This window comes from Nonomuraea terrae (assembly GCF_004348995.1).
GTDB lineage: Bacteria > Actinomycetota > Actinomycetes > Streptosporangiales > Streptosporangiaceae > Nonomuraea > Nonomuraea terrae.
Map to the genome: position 1 here is coordinate 159726 of NZ_SMKQ01000001.1, position 18700 is coordinate 178425.

The 18700-nt window shown below is 71.4% G+C and carries 13 protein-coding genes; 6 read left to right on the forward strand and 7 right to left on the reverse strand.

The window, feature by feature from the left end; translation table 11 throughout:
* The first annotated feature begins 7 nt into the window (after window positions 1-7).
* On the forward strand, window positions 8-1045 hold the full coding sequence (locus E1286_RS00875; RefSeq protein ID WP_132608125.1) for a UDP-N-acetylmuramate dehydrogenase: 1038 nt from the start codon (window positions 8-10) through the stop codon (window positions 1043-1045).
* A gap of 223 nt (window positions 1046-1268) precedes the next feature.
* The gene (locus tag E1286_RS00880; RefSeq protein WP_132608127.1) at window positions 1269-1838 is read left to right on the forward strand and encodes a TMEM165/GDT1 family protein; all 570 of its coding nucleotides are present in this window, start codon (window positions 1269-1271) and stop codon (window positions 1836-1838) included.
* Here E1286_RS00880 and E1286_RS51095 read toward each other — a convergent pair.
* The gene (locus E1286_RS51095; RefSeq protein WP_281282599.1) at window positions 1835-4690 is read right to left on the reverse strand and encodes an ATP-binding protein; all 2856 of its coding nucleotides are present in this window, start codon (window positions 4688-4690) and stop codon (window positions 1835-1837) included. The two genes, E1286_RS00880 and E1286_RS51095, sit on opposite strands and share 4 nt — an antisense overlap.
* A gap of 123 nt (window positions 4691-4813) precedes the next feature.
* Window positions 4814-4960 carry a hypothetical protein gene (locus E1286_RS47440; protein ID WP_165969506.1) on the reverse strand — a complete coding sequence of 49 codons (147 nt, stop codon included), beginning with the start codon at window positions 4958-4960 and terminating at the stop codon, window positions 4814-4816.
* Window positions 4961-5159: 199 nt separating this feature from the next.
* Between E1286_RS47440 and deoC the strand changes: the two genes are divergently transcribed.
* The 4 genes from deoC (at window position 5160) to E1286_RS00905 (ending at window position 13349) form a co-directional block, all read left to right on the forward strand.
* Complete coding sequence (gene deoC / locus E1286_RS00890; RefSeq protein WP_132608177.1) at window positions 5160-6089, forward strand: deoxyribose-phosphate aldolase; 930 nt, start codon at window positions 5160-5162, stop codon at window positions 6087-6089.
* On the forward strand, window positions 6089-7516 hold the full coding sequence (locus E1286_RS00895) for an aldehyde dehydrogenase family protein (protein WP_187368093.1): 1428 nt from the start codon (window positions 6089-6091) through the stop codon (window positions 7514-7516). Before deoC ends, E1286_RS00895 begins: the two co-directional genes overlap by 1 nt.
* 179 nt (window positions 7517-7695) lie before the next feature.
* Window positions 7696-8541: an aldehyde dehydrogenase family protein gene (locus E1286_RS00900; RefSeq protein ID WP_132608131.1), complete on the forward strand. Its 846-nt coding sequence runs from the start codon at window positions 7696-7698 to the stop codon at window positions 8539-8541.
* Window positions 8542-8918: 377 nt separating this feature from the next.
* On the forward strand, window positions 8919-13349 hold the full coding sequence (locus E1286_RS00905) for a ThuA domain-containing protein (RefSeq protein ID WP_246074269.1): 4431 nt from the start codon (window positions 8919-8921) through the stop codon (window positions 13347-13349).
* Window positions 13350-13415: 66 nt separating this feature from the next.
* Here E1286_RS00905 and E1286_RS00910 read toward each other — a convergent pair whose 3' ends face one another.
* The 5 genes from E1286_RS00910 to E1286_RS00930 form a co-directional block, all read right to left on the reverse strand.
* Window positions 13416-14894, reverse strand: a complete 1479-nt coding sequence (locus tag E1286_RS00910; RefSeq protein WP_246074271.1) for an amidase — start codon at window positions 14892-14894, stop codon at window positions 13416-13418.
* Window positions 14895-14925: 31 nt separating this feature from the next.
* Entirely contained in the window at window positions 14926-15561 is a 636-nt protein-coding gene (locus E1286_RS00915) for a hypothetical protein (RefSeq protein ID WP_132608133.1), read from the reverse strand.
* On the reverse strand, window positions 15558-15758 hold the full coding sequence (locus E1286_RS51820; protein ID WP_425464727.1) for an ATP-dependent helicase C-terminal domain-containing protein: 201 nt from the start codon (window positions 15756-15758) through the stop codon (window positions 15558-15560). The genes E1286_RS00915 and E1286_RS51820 overlap by 4 nt, the downstream gene beginning before the upstream one ends.
* Window positions 15755-17377 carry an ABC-F family ATP-binding cassette domain-containing protein gene (locus tag E1286_RS00925; protein ID WP_132608135.1) on the reverse strand — a complete coding sequence of 541 codons (1623 nt, stop codon included), beginning with the start codon at window positions 17375-17377 and terminating at the stop codon, window positions 15755-15757. The genes E1286_RS51820 and E1286_RS00925 overlap by 4 nt, the downstream gene beginning before the upstream one ends.
* A 306-nt stretch (window positions 17378-17683) precedes the next feature.
* Window positions 17684-18700 (reverse strand): ATP-dependent helicase C-terminal domain-containing protein (locus tag E1286_RS00930; protein ID WP_281282600.1); only part of this gene is annotated, 1017 nt, incomplete at its 5' end.

An 18700-nucleotide genomic window follows, 5' to 3' on the forward strand; every position in this document is an offset into this window, starting at 1 on the left:
GGTGCTCATGGAGATGATCGCGCCGTACACCACGCTGCGCCTGGGAGGGCCGGCCCGCGAGTTCGCCGAGGCCACGACGGCGGAGGAGCTCGTGTCGCTGGTCGCCGAGGCCGACAGGAACGGCGTGCCGACGCTGGTGCTCGGTGGCGGCAGCAACGTCGTGGTGGCCGACGAGGGCTTCGACGGGCTGGTCATCAGGGTGGTCACCCGGGGCGTGTCGGTCTCGCGCGACGGCGAGCAGGTGGTCGTCACCGCCGAGGCGGGCGAAGACTGGGACGCGCTCGTGGTCCGCGCGGCGGGCGAGGGCTGGTCGGGCATCGAGTGCCTGTCCGGCGTGCCCGGCCTGGTCGGCTCGACCCCCATCCAGAACGTCGGGGCGTACGGCCAGGAGGTCTCCCAGACCATCCGGTGCGTCCGCGCCTACGACCGGCTGACGCGGCACGTCGTCGACCTGGAGGCGCGGCAGTGCGGCTTCTCCTACCGCGACAGCGTCTTCAAGCGTGACCCAGCGCGTTACGTCGTGCTGGCGGTCACGTACGCGCTGGAGGTCTCCGAGCTGTCCGGGCCGGTGGCCTACGCGGAGCTGGCCGCCAGGCTGCAGACCGGGATCGGCGGCCGGGTGCCGCTCGCGGCGGCGCGTGAGACGGTGCTGGAGCTGCGCCGCGGCAAGGGCATGGTGCTCGACCCGGCCGATCCCGACAGCCGCAGCGCGGGCTCGTTCTTCACCAATCCGCTGCTGCCGGCCGAGCAGGCCGCGGAGCTGGCGGTGCGCGCTCCCGGGCATCCGCGCTGGGAGATGCCCGACGACCTGGTCAAGGTGCCTGCCGCGTGGCTGATCGAGCAGGCCGGCTACCCGAAGGGCTACGAACGCGGGCCCGTACGCATCTCCACCAAGCACACGCTCGCGCTCACCAACCCCGACGGGAGCGGCACCACGAACGACCTGCTGGCGCTGGCCAGGGAGGTGCGTGACGGGGTGCGCGAGAAGTTCGGGGTGACGCTGGTCAACGAGCCGGTGCTGGTCTGCTGCTCCCTCGGGGAATAGGCGAGCCGCCGCTCCTGTTAAGGTGTCTGAGAATTTCCGAAGGGGAGTAGTCCCAATCGTGTGATCGACACACTGGCGCGTTCGCGCGCCCGGTCACGCGGGCCTCATGCGGGCGGACGAGACCTTCGGCCTGGCAGCCATTCGACACGATGCTGCCGGGCCGAAGCCGTGCCCGACAACTCCCCGGGTTTCGCTTCCGGCCCGGTCGCGCGGAAGGGGACCGTTGGAAGCGTTCTGGATCAGTCTCGTCGCCATTTTCGTGGCCGAGCTGGGGGACAAGAGCCAGCTGATGGCGATGACGTTCGCCACCCGTTTCAAGATCGGCCCTGTGCTCCTGGGCATCACGATCGCCACGACCGTCGTGCACCTGCTGAGCGTCGCCGTGGGCGGCCTGATCGGGGACGCGCTGCCGACCACCGCCATCGAGGTGGTGGCGGGGGTGGCCTTCCTCGGGTTCGCGCTGTGGACGTTGCGCGGCGACGAGCTGACCGAGGAGGAGTCGCGCAAGGCCCAGCGGGTCACCAGGAACGCGCTCATCGCGGTCACCGTGGCGTTCTTCCTCAGCGAGCTGGGTGACAAGACCATGCTGGCCACGGTCACGCTGGCCACGCAGCACGGCTGGGTGGGCACGTGGATCGGCTCCACGGTGGGCATGGTCGCGGCCGACGCGCTCGCCATCCTGGTCGGCCGGCTGATGGGCCGCCACCTGCCGGAGAAGGCCGTCCGGTACGGCGCCGCAGCCGCGTTCGCGATCTTCGGCGTCGTCCTGCTGGTGCAGGCGCTCGCTCGTTAGCGGGACAGCAGCGACAGGCGGTGGCCCGCCGCGGCGGCCTCGCCGCGGGTGGTGACGCCGAGCTTGGCCAGGATGTTGGACACGTGCACGCTCACCGTCTTCGCCGAGATGAACAGCTCGGCGGCGATGTCCCGGTTGGTGCGGCCCTGGGCCACCAGGCGCAGCACCTCGCGTTCGCGCGGCGTCAGCAGCTCGGACTGCTCCGGCGCCGCCGGGCCGCCGCCCACCCGCCGCAGGAGCGTCTCGATCCGCTCGGTCAGCGGGGTCGCGCGCAGCGCCTGCGCCAGCGGCAGCGCCTTCTTCAGCCGGGCCGCCGCCCCCTCCCGGTCGCCGCCGTGCGCGGCGGCCCCGGCGGCCCGGTGCAGGGCCATGGCCGCGTTGTGCGGGCGCTGGAGCCGCTCCCAGGCCGCCGCCGCGGCGTCGAAGTCCCCGCTGTACGACAGCCGGTACGCCTCCACGACCGGTCCGATGACCGACAGCTCGGTGGCCACCCCGGCGGCGTGTTCGCGCAGAGCCGCCGTACGCTGCGGCTCGATCTCGTGGGCGGCGTCGCAGACGGTGCGCAGCAGCGAGAGCAGCCGCCAGCTGAGCACGGCCTTGCTCGACTGCCGGGGATGCGCGAGCACCCGCTCGGCCTCCTCCAGCGCGGCGCCGCGCTCTCCCCGGCTCAGGAACCAGCCGATGCGCATCCGCGCGTTGCTGATGACGTCCTGGATGTACTCCTCGCGGCGGCCCTTGAAGACGCCGATCTCCGACAGGATGCTCTCGACGAGCGTCAGCTCGCCCCTGGCCAGGGCGATGTCGGCGCGCACCCGCAGCAGCGAGTGCCGGGTGCGCAGCACGGGGCCGTGGCTGAGCGCGCCTTCGACGATCTCGACGGCCTCGTCCCAGCGGCCGAGCGCCTCCAGCGACTCGGCCCAGTTGTTCTTGATGAACAGGCCGCTGGCGCGCAGCCGGCCGTACTTCTTGGCGATCCGCCAGCCGTCCTCCGACATGCGCAGGGCCTCGTCGTGGCGGCCCATGTCGAGCAGGGCGTCGATGCTGTTGCCGATCGCCCGCAGGATCACGCGGCCGGAGTCGGCCTCCCGGCCGATGCGCAGCGCCTGCTCGTTGACCCGGATGGTCGACTCCATGTCGCCGTTGAGCGAGTGGCCGAGCCCCATGTTCAGCAGCAGGTCGGCCTCCAGGCAGGCGTCGCCGTACTTCCTGGCCAGGCGCAGGCCCTCGTCGATGAGCTCGTTCGCCTCGTCGATCTCGCCGCGCAGCATCAGGTGGCGGCTCAGCGGCGTGAGGACCTCGGCGCGGTCGCGGCTGGAGCCGGAGACGAGGCGCAGCGCGTGGCGGAGGTCCTCGATGACGCCGGGCTTGCCCTTGGAGTCGATGAACGGCGTGCGGCGCACGATGAGCTGGGCCACCCGCTCCGGCTCGCGGGTCTCGTCCAGCTCCGCCAGGGCGGCCTTCACGAACTTCGCGCCCTTGTCCACGTCGCCGCCCGCGCCGCCGGCCTCGGCGGCGCGTTCCAGGACGGCGGTGTGGTCGGCGCCGATGAGCCCGGCCGCGTCGTCCACCCGGTCCCACAGCATGAGGACGCGTTCGAGCAGCGGGATGGCCTCGGTGTAGGCGAACGACTTGAACGACTCCAGCGCCGCATCCCAGGCCGAGATCAGGGCCCAGCGGTCGTCGCGGGCGCCGAACCAGTGGTGGGCCAGCTCGACGGCGGCGCGGCCCGGCGGGACGAGCCCGCGGTCCTTCGAGATCTCCTCGGCGAACCTGCGGTGCAGGCGCTGGTGCTCGCCCGGCAGCAGCTCGTCGTGGACGGCCTCGCGGATGAGGGCGTGCCGGAAGACGTACGCGCGGCCGTCGGCGATCTGCAGGACGTTGCCGGCGATGGCCGGGCGCAGGGCGGTCTCCAGCTCGACGTCGGACAGGCCGCTCACGGCCGCCAGCAGCGCGTGGCCGACCCGGATGCCGCCCGCGGCGGCGACGCGCAGCACACGCTGGGTCTCCTCCGGCAGGCGCTCGACGGAGCCGAGGATGAGGTCGTTCATGGAGTCGGGGAACGTGCACTCGTCGCCGCTCTCCAGCATGGCCTCCACGAACAGCGGGATGCCCTCGCTGCGTTCGTAGACCTTCTGGACCTTGGCGTACTCGGGGGTGCTGCCGAGGATCGCGGTCATCTGCTGGCCGACCTCGTCACGCGACAGGCGCGGCAGGTCGAGCCGGTGCACGCCCTGGACCCGGCCCAGCTCGGCCAGCACCGGCCGCAGCGGGTGCTGGCGGTGCAGGTCGTCGGAGCGGTACGTCATGACGATCAGGGCCCGCGGGATGTACAGGTTGCGGCTGAGGAACGCGATGAGGTCGCGGCTGGAGCGGTCGGCCCAGTGGATGTCCTCGATGACGAGGACAGTCGGGCGGCACTCGGAGAGGCGTTCGAGCAGGGTGAGGAACTGCTCGAAGAGGCGGGCGCGGCCGGTGTCGGTCTCGCCGTCGCCGCTGGGCTCGCCGAACTCGGGCAGCAGCCGGGCGAGGTCGCGCTCGGCGCCGTCGGGCAGCAGCTTCGTGACCGCCGCCGGGCCCTGCTCGCGGACGAGCTGGCGCAGCGTGGCGGTGAAGGGCGCGTACGCCAGGCCCTCGGTGGACAGCTCGATGCAGCCACCGAACAGCACGTGGGCGCCGAGGGCCGTGCACTGCTCGGCGAAGCGCTGGACGAGCCTGGTCTTGCCGACCCCTGCCTCGCCACCCAGCAGGACGGCCGTCATCGCCCCTTTCCTGGCCTCCTCGAAGCACTCGGCCAGAGTGGCGACCTCCTCTTCCCGCCCCACGAAGACGGGACTGACAGAACGTCCCCGCATGTCATTCAGCATTTCACGTCCCATGAGCAACTTTCGACACCTTTTGGGGGTATCTGCCGCCCGGTCAAGGGGGCGCTGAGGCCCGGCCATGGGTGAGGAGATGGCCGGGCTCTCGTGGGGCGGTCATGAGGTACGGCGCTTGCCGAAGAACGAGCGGCGCTCGGCCTTGTTGTGCCGCTGCACGTCGCGTACCAGCCGGTGTTCGGCGGCCGCGCGGTGCAGTTCGTCCGCGGTGGTCTTCATGAGCTGGTATCCGATCTCGGGATTCACCGAAGTTCTCCTGCCGATTCGCACTTTTTCCTGACATCTTTAAGGTTCGTGCTAAGGCCCCCTCTCCCACATCGGGTGGATGCCCTATCTCCGAAGCTCAGGGGCGTACGGCATACCTAGGACCGCGGGGGCGAGTGCCCTAGGGTGATCCGGTTTGGAAGTGGCGGCCCTGGTCGGCGATGCTGTCTAGGTGTCAACTGTGACTACCTCGCTCACCGACGTCGCTTCGTCCGACGCGGCGTTGCGAGCCTTCCTGCACGGCCTACCCGGGGTTGACCGGGTCGGCGCCGACCAGCGGGCGGCGATGCTCGGCACCCGTTCGATCAAGACCACGGCCAAGGCCCAGGCCATCGACCTGGCCATCTCCATGGTCGACCTGACCACCCTCGAAGGAGCCGACACGGCCGGCAAGGTGCGCGCGATGTGCGCCAAGGCCGTCCGTCCCGGCGGCGGCGCCCCCTCGGTGGCCGCCGTCTGCGTCTACCCCGACCTCGTCGCGGTCGCGGCCGAGGCGCTCGCCGGCACGCCCGTCAAGATCGCCTCGGTGGCCACCGCGTTCCCCAGCGGCCGCTCCACGCTCGATGTCAAGATCGCCGAGACCGAGCGGGCCGTCGCCGACGGCGCCCACGAGATCGACATGGTGATCGACCGCGGCGCGTTCCTGTCCGGCCGCTACAAGAAGGTGTACGACGAGATCACCGCGGTGAAGGCCGCCTGCGGCGACGCCCACCTGAAGGTGATCCTCGAGACCGGCGAGCTCGCCACCTACGACAACGTGCGCCGCGCGTCCTGGCTGGCGATGCTGGCCGGGGCCGATTTCATCAAGACCTCCACCGGCAAGGTGTCCCCCGCCGCCACGCCGTCGGTGACGCTGATCATGCTGGAGGCGGTGCGTGACTTCCGCGCGGCCACCGGGCGGCAGATCGGCGTCAAGCCCGCGGGCGGCATCCGTACGACCAAAGACGCGATCAAGAACCTCGTGCTGGTCAACGAGACGGCCGGCGACGACTGGCTGACCCCCGAGTGGTTCAGGTTGGGCGCGTCCTCGCTGCTCAACGACCTGCTGATGCAGCGCGAGAAGCTGGCCACCGGACGCTACGCCGGCCCCGACTACTTCACCCTGGACTGATGATGGCGATCTTCGAGTACGCCCCCGCGCCGGAATCACGTGACGTCGTCGACCTGCGGTCGTCGTACGGGCTGTTCGTCAACGGCGAGTTCGTCGAAGGGTCGGGCAAGCCGTTCAAGACGGTCAACCCGGCCACCGAGGAGACGCTGGCGGAGGTCGCCACGGCCACCTCCGACGACGTCGACCGGGCCGTTCAGGCGGCGCGCAAGGCGTTCGGCGTCTGGAGCGCGCTGCCCGGCGGCGAGCGCGCGAAATACCTGTTCCGCATCGCCCGCATCATCCAGGAGCGGGCGCGAGAGCTCGCGGTGCTGGAGTCGCTCGACAACGGCAAGCCGATCCGCGAGTCGCGCGACTTCGACCTGCCGCAGGCGGCGGCCCACTTCTTCTACTACGCGGGCTGGGCCGACAAGCTGGAGTACGCCGGGTTCGGCACCAAGCCGCTCGGGGTCGCCGGGCAGGTGATCCCGTGGAACTTCCCGCTGCTCATGCTGGCCTGGAAGATCGCCCCGGCGCTGGCCTGCGGCAACACGGTGGTGCTCAAGCCGGCCGAGACGACGCCGCTGACCGCGCTGCTGTTCGCCGACATCTGCCGCCAGGCCGAGCTGCCGCCCGGCGTGGTCAACATCGTCACCGGCGCCGGCGAGACGGGCGCGGCCGTCGTGGCCCACACCGACGTCGACAAGGTGGCCTTCACCGGCTCCACCGAGGTCGGGCGGATCATCGCCCGCACGGTCGCCGGCACCGGCAAGAAGCTCACCCTGGAGCTGGGCGGCAAGGCCGCCAACATCGTGTTCGAGGACGCCGCCATCGACCAGGCCGTCGAGGGCATCGTCAACGGCATCTTCTTCAACCAGGGTCACGTCTGCTGCGCCGGGTCGCGGCTGCTGGTGCAGGAGTCGATCCAGGACGAGCTGCTCGCCGCCCTCAAGCGGCGCGTCGCCACGCTGCGGGTGGGCGACCCGCTCGACAAGAACACCGACGTCGGCGCGGTCAACTCCGCCGAGCAGCTGGCCAGGATCCGCCGGCTCAGCGAGCTGGGCGAGTCGGAGGGCGCCGAGCGCTGGTCGCCCGCGTGTGAGCTGCCCGACAGGGGCTTCTGGTTCCCGCCGACGTTGTTCACCGGGGTCGCGCAGTCCCACACCATCGCCCGTGAGGAGGTCTTCGGTCCGGTGCTGTCGGTGCTGACCTTCCGCACCCCCGCCGAGGCGGTCGAGAAGGCCAACAACACGCCGTACGGGCTCTCGGCCGGCGTGTGGACCGAGAAGGGCTCGCGCATCCTGTGGACGGCCGAGCGGCTGCGGGCCGGCGTCGTGTGGGCCAACACGTTCAACAAGTTCGACCCCGCCTCGCCGTTCGGCGGTTACAAGGAGTCCGGCTTCGGCCGCGAGGGCGGGCTGCACGGGCTGGAGGCGTACCTTGATGTGTGATCATCGCCGGAGCCGGCGGGCCGCGCGGCGCGCCCAGGCCACCCGGGGGCACGCCTTCGCCAGGGCCGGCCGTCCCACGCGGGTCGGCTGGTACGCCCACCGCTGCGGCGTGAGCCGGTGCGGTCAGGTCTTCGTGCCCGTCCAGATGTCGCAGGAGTCCACGTGGAGGGGTCGGGGCGATGAGTAGGTTGTCCGTCAGAAAGACCTACAAGCTGTATATCGGAGGGGCGTTCCCGCGCTCTGAGAGTGGGAGGTCCTACCCCGTGACCTCGGCCAAGGGAGACTTCCTCGCCAACGCCTCGCTGGCCTCGCGCAAGGACGCCCGCGACGCGGTGGTGGCCGCGCGCAAGGCGTTCGCCGGCTGGTCGGGCGCGACCCCGTACAACCGGGGGCAGATCCTCTACCGCGTCGCGGAGATGCTGGAGGGGCGGCGCGCGCAGTTCGCCGACGAGCTCGGTGGCGGCAAGCGGGCCGCGCTGGAGCGGGTGGACGCCGCCATCGACCGGCTGGTCTGGTACGCGGGGTGGTCCGACAAGATCGCCGCGCTGCACGGGGCGGCCAACCCCGTCGCCGGGCCGTACTTCAACCTGTCGACGCCCGAGCCGACCGGGGTGGTGGCGATCGTCGCGCCCGCCGATCCGCTGCTCGGCCTGGTGTCGGTGGTCGCGCCGGTGATCGTGACCGGCAACACCTGCGTCGTGGTGGCCTCCGAGCCGGCGCCGCTGCCGTCGATCACGCTGGCCGAGGTCCTGGCCACCTCCGACCTGCCCGGTGGCGTGGTCAACATCCTCACCGGACGGCAGGCCGAGCTGGCCCCGTGGTTGTCCGCGCACATGGACGTCAACGGGCTCGACCTGACCGGGGTGGCCGACCCGGACCTGGCGCTCTCGTGCGAGCAGGCGGCGGCCGAGAACCTCAAGCGGGTGGCGCGACCGGTCGAGGAGGACTGGAGCGCCGATCCCGGCATCGCCCGGATGACGCGGTTCCTGGAGACCAAGACCGTCTGGCATCCGATCGGCGTCTGAGCCTTCGGTCAGGTCCGAGGCTCGGACCTCGACCGCGAGCGCGGCGAGTGGTGCGTGGCCATCCAGCCCTGGGGCTGGATGGCCACGGACGCTTTTGACGACGGTCGGCGAAAGTCCTTCGAATATCAGAAGAAGCTCTTCACAGATCGCCAAAAGCGGCTTACCTTCGGGGCAATCACGGCATATGCGGAGGAACTGTGAAGCGAATGCCCTCGGCGGCATGTCGCTCTCCTCTCCGCTGATCCCGTGCCGGGCCATACCGCCGATCAGTGAAAGGAAGCCCGCCCATGCCCCCCAGGCGGACCCCTCGCGCCTCCCGATGGACGGCGCGGATCTGCGCCTTACTCCTGCCCCTCGCGGGGTTGACCGTGCTCCCCATGGCCGCTCCCGCCCAGGCACACCCGGCGGCCATCGACCCTGCGGACTACCAGCGCGTCGAGCTTGCCAAGGGCGTCGACGAGATGGGCGAACCCCTGACGATGGCCGTGCTGCCCGACCTGTCGGTGCTGCACACCTCGCGTGACGGGACCCTGCGGCGCACGGACGCGACCGGCGACACCAGCGTGGTCGGCGCTCTGAACGTCTACACGCACGACGAGGAGGGGCTCCAGGGGGTGGCGGCCGATCCCGGCTTCGCCACCAACCGGTTCATCTACCTCTACTACGCGCCCCGCCTGGACACCCCTGCGGGCGACGCCCCGGCCACGGGCACCGACTTCTCGGCCTGGCAGGGGGTGAACCGTCTGTCGCGGTTCACCGTCAAGCCGGACTGGACGCTGGACATGTCCAGCGAAGTGAAGGTGCTCGACGTGCCGGCCGACCGCGGCATCTGCTGCCATGTCGGTGGCGACATCGACTTCGACGCCGCGGGCAACCTCTACCTGTCGACCGGCGACGACACCAACCCCTTCGACTCGGCGGGCTACTCGCCGATCGACGAGCGCACCGACCGGAACCCGGCCTACGACGCCCAGCGCAGCTCCGGCAACACCGACGACCTGCGTGGCAAGATCCTGCGGATCAAGGTCAATCCCGACGGGACGTACGACGTCCCCGAAGGCAACCTGTTCCCGCCGGGAACCGAGAACACCCGGCCCGAGATCTACGCGATGGGCTTCCGCAACCCCTACCGCCTGAGCGTCGACAAGACGACCGGCATCGTGTACGTCGGCGACTACGGCCCGGACGCGGGCAGCTCCGACCCCAACCGCGGGCCGAGCGGCCAGGTCGAGTTCAACCGCGTGACCGGCCCCGGCAACTACGGCTGGCCGTACTGCACGGGCACCAACACGCTCGCCGAGACCTACAACGAGTACACCTTCCCGTCGGGGCCCGCCGGCCAGAAGTACGACTGCGCCACGGGCGGCCCGGTCAACAACTCCTTCCGCAACACCGGTCTGCCCAAGCTGCCCCCCGCGCAGCCGGCGTGGATCAAGTACGGAGGTGACAGCGGCTCTCCGCCGGAGTTCGGCGGCGGCTCGGAGTCCCCGATGGGCGGCCCCGTCTATCACTACGACGCCGACCTGAAGTCCGCCGTCAAGCTGCCCGAGGACATGGACGGCCACTTCTTCGCGGGCGAGTTCGGCCGCCAATGGATCAAGGCGATCGACGTGAACGCCGACGGGACCGCCGGCGCCATCTCCGACTTCCCCTGGACCGGCACCCAGGTGATGGACATGGCGATCGGCCCGGACGGCGCGCTGTACGTGCTCGACTACGGCTCCGGCTACTTCGGCGGCGACGAGAACTCCGCGGTCTACCGGATCGAGTACATCAAGGGCCGCGACCGCTCGCCGGTCGCGGTGGCCGAGGCCGACAAGACCTCGGGGAAGACCCCGCTGACCGTCACCTTCTCCTCGGAGGGCTCGGCCGACCCGGAGGGCGCGGCGATCACGTACGCCTGGGACTTCGGGGACGACACCACGTCCACCGACGCGAACCCGGTCAAGACCTACACCGACGACGGCACGTACACCGCCACGCTCACGGTGAGCGACCCGGCGGGTAACACCGGCACGGCGAGCGTGCAGATCACGGTGGGCAACACCGCGCCCACCGTGACCCTGGAGACGCCGGCCGAAGGCCGGCTGTTCCAGTGGGGCGACACCGTGCCCTTCACCGTCAAGGTGACGGACCCCGAGGAACCGGAGATCGACTGCGAGAAGGTCACGGTGACCTACGTGCTCGGACACGACGGCCACGGTCACCAGATCAGCTCGGAGAACGGCTGCTCGGGCGAGTTGACCATCCCCGTCGACGGTGAGCACGACGACGCCGCGAACATCTTCGCGGTGTTCGACGCCTCGTACACCGACAAGGGCGGGCTGACCACCAAGACCCAGCACATCCTGCAGCCGCGGCACCGGCAGGCCGAGCACTACACGGCGATGTCGGGCGTGTCCAAGATCGACAAGGCTCCCGCCCACGGCGGCAGGACGGTCGGCGACATCAACAACGGCGAGTGGATCTCGTTCAAGCCGTACGAGCTGAGCGACGCCAAGATGTTCACCGCCCGTGTCTCCTCCGGAGGCGTCGGCGGCACCATCGAGGTGCGCGCCGGCTCGGCGACCGGCACGCTGCTCGGCAGGGTGAGCGTCCCGGTGACCGGCGGCTGGGAGACCTTCGTCGACGTCTCCACGCCGCTGTCGCAGGCACCGGCCGGCGCGACGGAGCTCTACCTGGTCTTCACCGGCGGCTCCGGCGCGCTGTTCGACGTGGACGACTTCACCCTCCTGGCCGAGGGCGGCGGCGAGGGCGAAGGCGACGTCCTGGTCTTCTCGCGTACGGCCGGCTTCCGGCACGACTCGATCCCGGCGGGCATCCAGGCGATCAAGGACCTGGGCTTCGACGTCACCGCGACCGAGGACCCCGGTGCCTTCACCACGGACAACCTGGCGAAGTACAAGGCGGTGATCTTCCTCAGCACGACGGGCGACGTGCTCAACGACGCCCAGCAGGCCGCCTTCGAGAGCTACATCAAGGCGGGCGGCGGCTTCGTCGGCGTGCACGCCGCGGCGGACACCGAGTACGAGTGGCCGTTCTACGGCGAGCTGGTCGGGGCGTGGTTCGCCTCCCACCCGGCGATCCAGCCGGCGACGATCAAGGTGGAGGACCGGGCGCACCCGGCGACCGCCCACCTCGGCTCGCTGTGGAACCGCACGGACGAGTGGTACGACTACCGGACCAACGCCCGCTCCACCGCCCACGTACTGGCCACGCTCGACGAGTCCTCCTACTCCGGCGGCCGCATGGGCGACGACCACCCGATCGCCTGGTGCAAGGAGTACGAGGGCGGCCGGTCCTTCTACACCGGTGGCGGGCACACGAGGGAGTCCTTCGCCGAGCCCGACTTCCTCAAGCACCTGCTCGGCGGCATCAACTACGCCATGGGCGAGGTCAATGCCGACTGCCGTCCCGAGGCCGGTTACACATCGATCTACAACGGCGACACGGAGGGCTGGGAGCAGGCCGGGCCCGGCAGCTTCGCCAACGCCGACGGCACCCTCACCTCCCAGGGCGGCATGGGCCTGTTCTGGTACAAGGCGAAGGAGTACGGCTCCTACTCCCTCAAGCTGGACTGGAAGATGGACGGCGACGACAACTCCGGCGTCTTCATCGGCTTCCCCGCCTCCGACGACCCGTGGTCTGCGGTGAACAACGGTTACGAGATCCAGATCGACGCCACCGACGCCCCGGACAGGACCACGGGTTCGGTCTACGGCTTCAAGTCCGCCGATCTGGCCGCCCGCGACGCCGCGCTCAACCCGCCGGGCCAGTGGAACGCCTACGAGATCCGGGTGGAGGGCGAGCACCTGCAGATCTTCCTCAACGGGGTGAAGATCAACGACTTCACCAACACCGACCCGGCGCGTTCTCTCGAGCAAGGGTACGTGGGCATCCAGAACCACGGCGCCGGTGACGAGGTGGCGTTCCGCAACATCCGCATCAAGGAGCTCACCCCCGAGGACGACAAGGCCCCGGTGACGAAGGCCGCGCTCGACCCGGCTGAGCAGCCGACCGGCTGGTACACCGCGCCGGTGACCGTCACCCTGACGGCCGCCGACGAGGGCTCCGGAGTCGCGAAGACCGAGTACAAGGTGGACGACGGCGACTGGGCCGCCTACACCGACCCGTTCAAGGTCGACGACGACGGGACGCACAAGGTGTCCTTCCGGTCCACCGACAAGGCCGGTAACCAGGAGGCGGCCAAGGACGTCACGCTGAAGCTGGACGCCACCAAGCCCGAGCTGACCGTCGGCGGGTTGACCGGCGACGGGAAGTACGGCGACAGCGCCCAGGTCACGGTGACCGCCGAAGGAAAGGACGAGGGCTCGGGCATCGACACGGTGGCGGCCACGCTGGACGGCGAAGAGCTGAAGCTCGGTGAGCGGCTCGACCTGTCCACGCTCGCACTCGGCACCCACCAGATCACCGTGACCGCCACCGACAAGGCCGGCAACGCGACCGAGCAGGCGGTGACGCTGACGGTGACCACGTCGTTCGGCGACCTCGCCACGCTGCTCGGCAGGTTCGAGGTCGACGGGCCGCTCGGAGCCCAGCTGGCCAACTTCCTGAAGTCGGCGAGCGCGAGCGACGTGAAGGCTCATCCCGAGCAGGCGCTCCACCACCTGGGCAAGTTCCGGGAGGCGGCCGCGAAGGTGGCCGACGAGAACGCCAGGGCCGTACTGGTCCGCGACGCGGATGCCTTGATCGTCCTCCTGGGCGGCCAGGCCTCCGCCGAGGGGACCGCCGCCAACGGCGGCCGATCCTTCGCGGATCTGGCGAGGCTGACCGACCAGGTTCAGTGACCGAAGAGCCCGTGGCCCGATCGCGGATCGGGCCACGGGCCCCGTCGCTCTGAGCAGCGCGAACCCTCAGAAGGAGAAGCCGGGCGCTCTGGTCGGGGGGTGGACGGCCTGGAGCTGGGCGGCCAGGCCGAGCAGCTGCGGCTCGCCGCCCGGCGGGGCGACGAGCTGCACGCCGATCGGCATCCCGGTGGAGTGGGTGGCCAGCGGGACGGTCATCGCGGGCCAGCCGCACATGTTCCACGCGCCGGTCGCCGGCGCGTACCTGACGTTGGTCAGGGCGTTGCGCAGGAACCCGCGTTCGCCCCAGCGCTCGGCCACGGGCGGCACGGCGGCCAGGGCCGGCATGACCAGCACGTCGGCCCTGCCCAACCACTGGTCGGCGCCGTAGCCGCTCCAGCGCTGCCGGCCGCGTACGCCGTCCAACCCGAGCGCGCCGAGCACCCGTCCGGCACGGACGAGCGCGCGCGTGCGTCGTTCGAGGCGAGGACGGTCGAGGTCACCGGCGGAGGAGGCGGCGCGGCCGAGCCAGGTCGCGACCGTGGCCGGTCCCAGCCAGAAGGGCAGCCGGTGGTCGTGCTCGACGATCGTGTGCCCGGCCACCCGCAACGTCTCCGCCGCCGCGCGTACGGCCGCCCGGAACTCCCGGTCCATCGGCAGGCCCACCGGCAGTGGCTGCGCGGCGTAGGCCACCCGCAGGTCGAACGGCTCGGGCCCGTCCGGCGGCGGCTGCGGCTCCCATACCTGGTCCTCGTCCGCCCAGACCGAGCGCAGCATGGGTTTCGGCGGCTCCACCCGCCGCCCGCCGCGCCACGCCTCCGCCAGCGACGGGTCGCCGGCCAGCACCGACAGCGCGAGCGCCAGGTCGGCCGCGGTGGTGGCGAAGGGGCCGTTCTCGGCGAGCCGGTCCCAGTCGTCCGACGGCGGCGGCACCAGCCCGGGGCCCGGCTTGATGGCGAGCACTCCGCAGCAGGCCGCCGGGATCCGCAACGATCCCATGCCGTCGTTGCCGAGCGCGAGCGGCACCATGCCCGCCGCCACGGCCGCGGCGCTGCCGGACGACGAGCCGCCGGCCGTGCGCGAGAGGTCCCACGGGTTGCGGACGACGCCGTACGCGCTGTCGCCGAACGCGACGAGGGCCAGCTCGGGCAGGTTCGTCAGCCCCACGATCACGGCGCCCGCGGCGCGCAGCCGGGCCACGGCCGGGTGGTCCTCAGAAGCAGGCGCGTCGGACGTCGCGGCGGACCCGGCGCGGGGGGCCTCGCCGGCCACCTGCAGGTTGTCCTTGACCGCCACCGGCACCCCGGCCAGCGGCAGCTCGGCCAGGTCACGCCGTTTCCGCAACAGCCGCGCCTCGTCCACGGCCTGCTCCCGGACCAGCCGGAACGCGCGGATCCGGGGATCGCGCTCGGCGATGACGTGCAGGTGCTCCTCGACGACGGTCGTGGCGGCGACCTCCCCGCGCCGGACGGCCGTCGCGATCTCCACAGCGGACCTGCCTGCCCACACCATGTCTTGAGTGTGCAGGTTCAGGTACGGTCCGTCCATGTGAACGGGGCCCCATGAAAGCGCCCGGCTCTCATGGCTTGAGCCAGACGCGGAGGGGGCCGATGGTGGTGAAGCCGTGGTGGAGGGCGGGCTCCGGGTCGGTCTCGTAGCCGACCAGGGGGCGGCCGGGGAACAGGGCGGCGGCCGTGGCGAGGACGCCCGGCCAGGGGTCGGGGCCGAAGACGTTCGACACGCCCACGGCCGGGCCGGTAGCGGTGAGCACCGCGCCATGGGCGTTGACGCGGTCGTACACGATCGTCGCCTCCGTCAGGAGGGCGGGCGGGAACAGGTCCGTGACCTCGCCCGCGAAGCACGCCCGCTCCCACCCCGCCAGCGTGGCGGGGTCGCGGACGACCTCCCACGGCATCCCCGCCGCGGCGGGCGCTGCGCGGTGGATCCACTGGGCCTCGAACAGCACGTCGAAGCCCGGCAGGTCGAGTACGGCGAAGCTGTCCTTGACCGTCGCCCCGGTGCCCGCGTCGATGCCGCCGAGCACGTCGGCGGCCGTCGCGTCGGGGGAGAGCGTGACGGCGTCGGGGTAGAAGGGCGGTGTCCTGACCGGGTTGGTCCACGCCCGGCCGGTGAACGCCCCGGGCCTGCCGTGGGCGCGGCACATCAGGTCACACCACGCCGCGTTGTCGCGGGCGGCCTCCGTCAGCACGTTCACGCTCTGCCTTTCGTACGGCGGGTGGGGGGTGCGGTCAGCGGGTCCTCCGGCCACGGGCGCTTACGGTAGCGGCCGCGCATCTCCGCGCGTACGGAACGGTAGCCGTCACGCCGGCCAGCCGCAGGTCGTGGCGCTCCCACCGCCGGACGGCCGTCGCGCTCGCCGCGAGCGGCCACGGCGCACCCGGGGCCGGTCACCCGCCGATCTCCTCCGGCCGGACCTCCTGCAGTTCGCCGTCCAGCAGGAGCCAGCGCGTGATGCCGATCGACTCCAGGAAGGAAAGGTCGTGGCCGGCCACGATCAGCGCCCCCTCGTAGGACTCCAACGCCGACGTGAGCTGGCGGACGCTCGCCATGTCGAGGTTGTTCGTGGGCTCGTCCAGCATCAACAGCTGCGGGGCCGGCTCGGCCAGCATCAGCGCCGCGAGGGTCGCGCGGAAGCGTTCACCGCCGGAGAGGGTGTCCGCGCGCTGGTCGGCGCGGGCACCACGGAACAGGAAGCGGGCGAGACGGGCTCTGATCCGGTTGTTGGTGGCGGCCGGCGCGAAACTGGCCACGTTCTCCGCGACCGTCGACTCCCCGTCCAGCACGTCGAGTCGCTGGGGCAGGAAACGCAGGGGCACGTGCGCCTGGGCCTGGCCGCCGACGGGTTCGAGCTCGCCCGCGATGGTCCGCAGCAGCGTCGTCTTGCCGGCGCCGTTACGGCCGATCAGCGCGATCCGCTCGGGACCGTGGGCGTGGAAGGAGCCCACCCGTGCGCCGTGGGCGAGTTCGAGGTCGTCGAGGGTGAGGACGGCGCGGCCCGGTGGTACGGCGGTGCAGGGCAGGTCGACGCGGATCTCGTCGTCGTCCCGTACCGCGTCCGCCGCCTCGTCGAGCCGCTCCCTGGCCTCGGTCAGCTTCTCCTCGTGCATGATCCGGTGCTTGCCCGCCGACACCTGGGCCGCTCGTTTGCGCGCCCCCATGACGATCTTGGGCTCGCGCTTGTTCTCGTACATCTTCTGGCCGTACCGCTTGCGGCGGGCCAACTTGGTCTGGGCATCCATGAGTTCGCGCTTCTGTTTGCGCAGGTCGGCCTCGGCGACGCGCACCATGCGCTCGGCCGCCTCCTGTTCGGTGGCGAGTGCCTCCTCGTAGTCGGTGAAGTTGCCGCCGTACCGGGTGACCGTCCCGGAGCGCAGGTCGGCGATCTGGTCGACCAGGTCGAGGAGTTCACGGTCGTGGCTGACCACGACCATCACTCCGTTCCAGGACGCGACGGTGTCGTGGAGGCGCCGGCGCGCGTACAGGTCGAGGTTGTTGGTGGGTTCGTCGAGCAGCAGGATGTCGGGGCGGGCGAGCAGCAGCGCGGCAAGGCGCAGCAGCACCGACTCGCCGCCGGAGACCTCGCCGACGGTGCGATCCAGGTCGATGTGGCCGAGGCCGAGCTCGCCGAGGGTGGCGCGGGCGCGCTCCTCCACGTCCCAGCCGTCGCCGACGGTCTCGAAGTGCGTCTGGGAGACGTCGCCCGCCTCGATGGCGTGCAGCGCGGCACGCGACTCCGCGATGCCGAGCGCCTCGTCGACCCGCAGGGCGGTGTCGAGGGTGACGTTCTGCGGCAGGTAGCCGACCTCGCCGGTGACCCGGACGGTGCCGTACGCCGGGGCGAGCTCGCCCGCGATCAGCTTGAGCAGGGTCGACTTGCCGGAGCCGTTGACCCCGACCAGGCCGGTGCGGCCGGGGCCGAAGGCCACGTCCAGGCCGTCGAGGACGGCGGTGCCGTCGGACCAGACGAAGGAGAGCGACGTGCAGGTGATGGAAGCGGAGGTGGTGGACACATGGGCCTCGCGGTGGCTCGATGCGGACGGGGCGAACGCGTATCGAGACACCGGAGCGGCGACCACCAGCGACGGCTGGGGGAGGCGGGGGCAGCGAAAAAGCCCTGTTCCGGAGGACGGCTCGGGTGCCGAGGTCGCACGCGGCGCACACCACGGGCGGGTGTGACGCGGTGTCTCAGGACCTCAGACGAACAACGTCCTTCTCCAATCGGCGGCAACAGGATCTTCTACACCGTAGGAGGCGGGCTGTCGGCCGTCAAAGGAATTACGGCCGCGATGCCGGGCCTGTCGTGGGCTCGGCGTCTGTCACGGCCGTCCCTTCGTACGGCGGGTGGGGGGCGCGGTCAGCGGATCCTCCGGCCACGGGTGCTTGGGGTAGCGGCCGCGCATCTCCGCGCGTACGGAACGGTAGGCGTCACGCCAGAACGACGCCAGGTCGGCCGTGACGGCCAGCGGCCGGCCCGCCGGGGACAGCAGGTGGACGAGCACCGGCACGCCCGCGATCCGCGGCGTCTCCTGCCAGCCGAACACCTCCTGCAGTTTCACCGCCAGCACCGGCTGCTCGCCCGAGTAGTCGACGCGGACGCGGGATCCGCTCGGCACCTCGATGCGTTCGGGGGCGACCGCGTCGAGGCGTTCGCTCCACGGGATCAGGCGTCTCAGGGCTGTGGCCACGTCGATGCGTTCGAGGTCGGCGCGGCGGCGGGCCCTGGAGAGCTCCGGTTCGAGCCACTGGTCGGCCAGGTCGGCGAGCGCGTCCATCGGGGGCCAGGGGTCGCCGATCGCCCGGTGGCAGAACGCCAGACGGGCTCTCAGCTCGTTCGCCTGCTTCGTCCAGGTCAGGACGTCTTCGGTACGCAGGCCGTACCGGATGGCCTCGCGGACGTCGGCGTCCCGGAGCTGGGTGGCGGACAGCTCGATGGCGCCCAGCCGTTCGACCCTGCGGGCGGACACGTCGCCGCGCCGCTCGCCCGGCGGGACGCGCCAGACGACCTCGTCCTCGACGGTCGGCTCGACGGCCAGCCGCGCGATGGCCTCGTCGATGACCACGGCCTGCCGGACGCGGGCCGACGCCGAGCCCGTCGGCCGGTCGGCCACGGCGATGGCCAGCCACTCGGCGGTCCGCAGCCTGGACCCCTCGGCGAGCTGCGCCTGCGTCCCTGACGCCATGAGGTAACCGCCCCCACGCCGCCGCGCCACCCGTTCAGGAAACGCCAACGCCACCACCATCCCAGCCAGCACATCCTCTCGCGGGACGCCCTCACCGCGTCCCCCTCCCGCCGCTACGTAGGCGCGCTCCGCGGTGGCTGGGCTCTTGGAGGG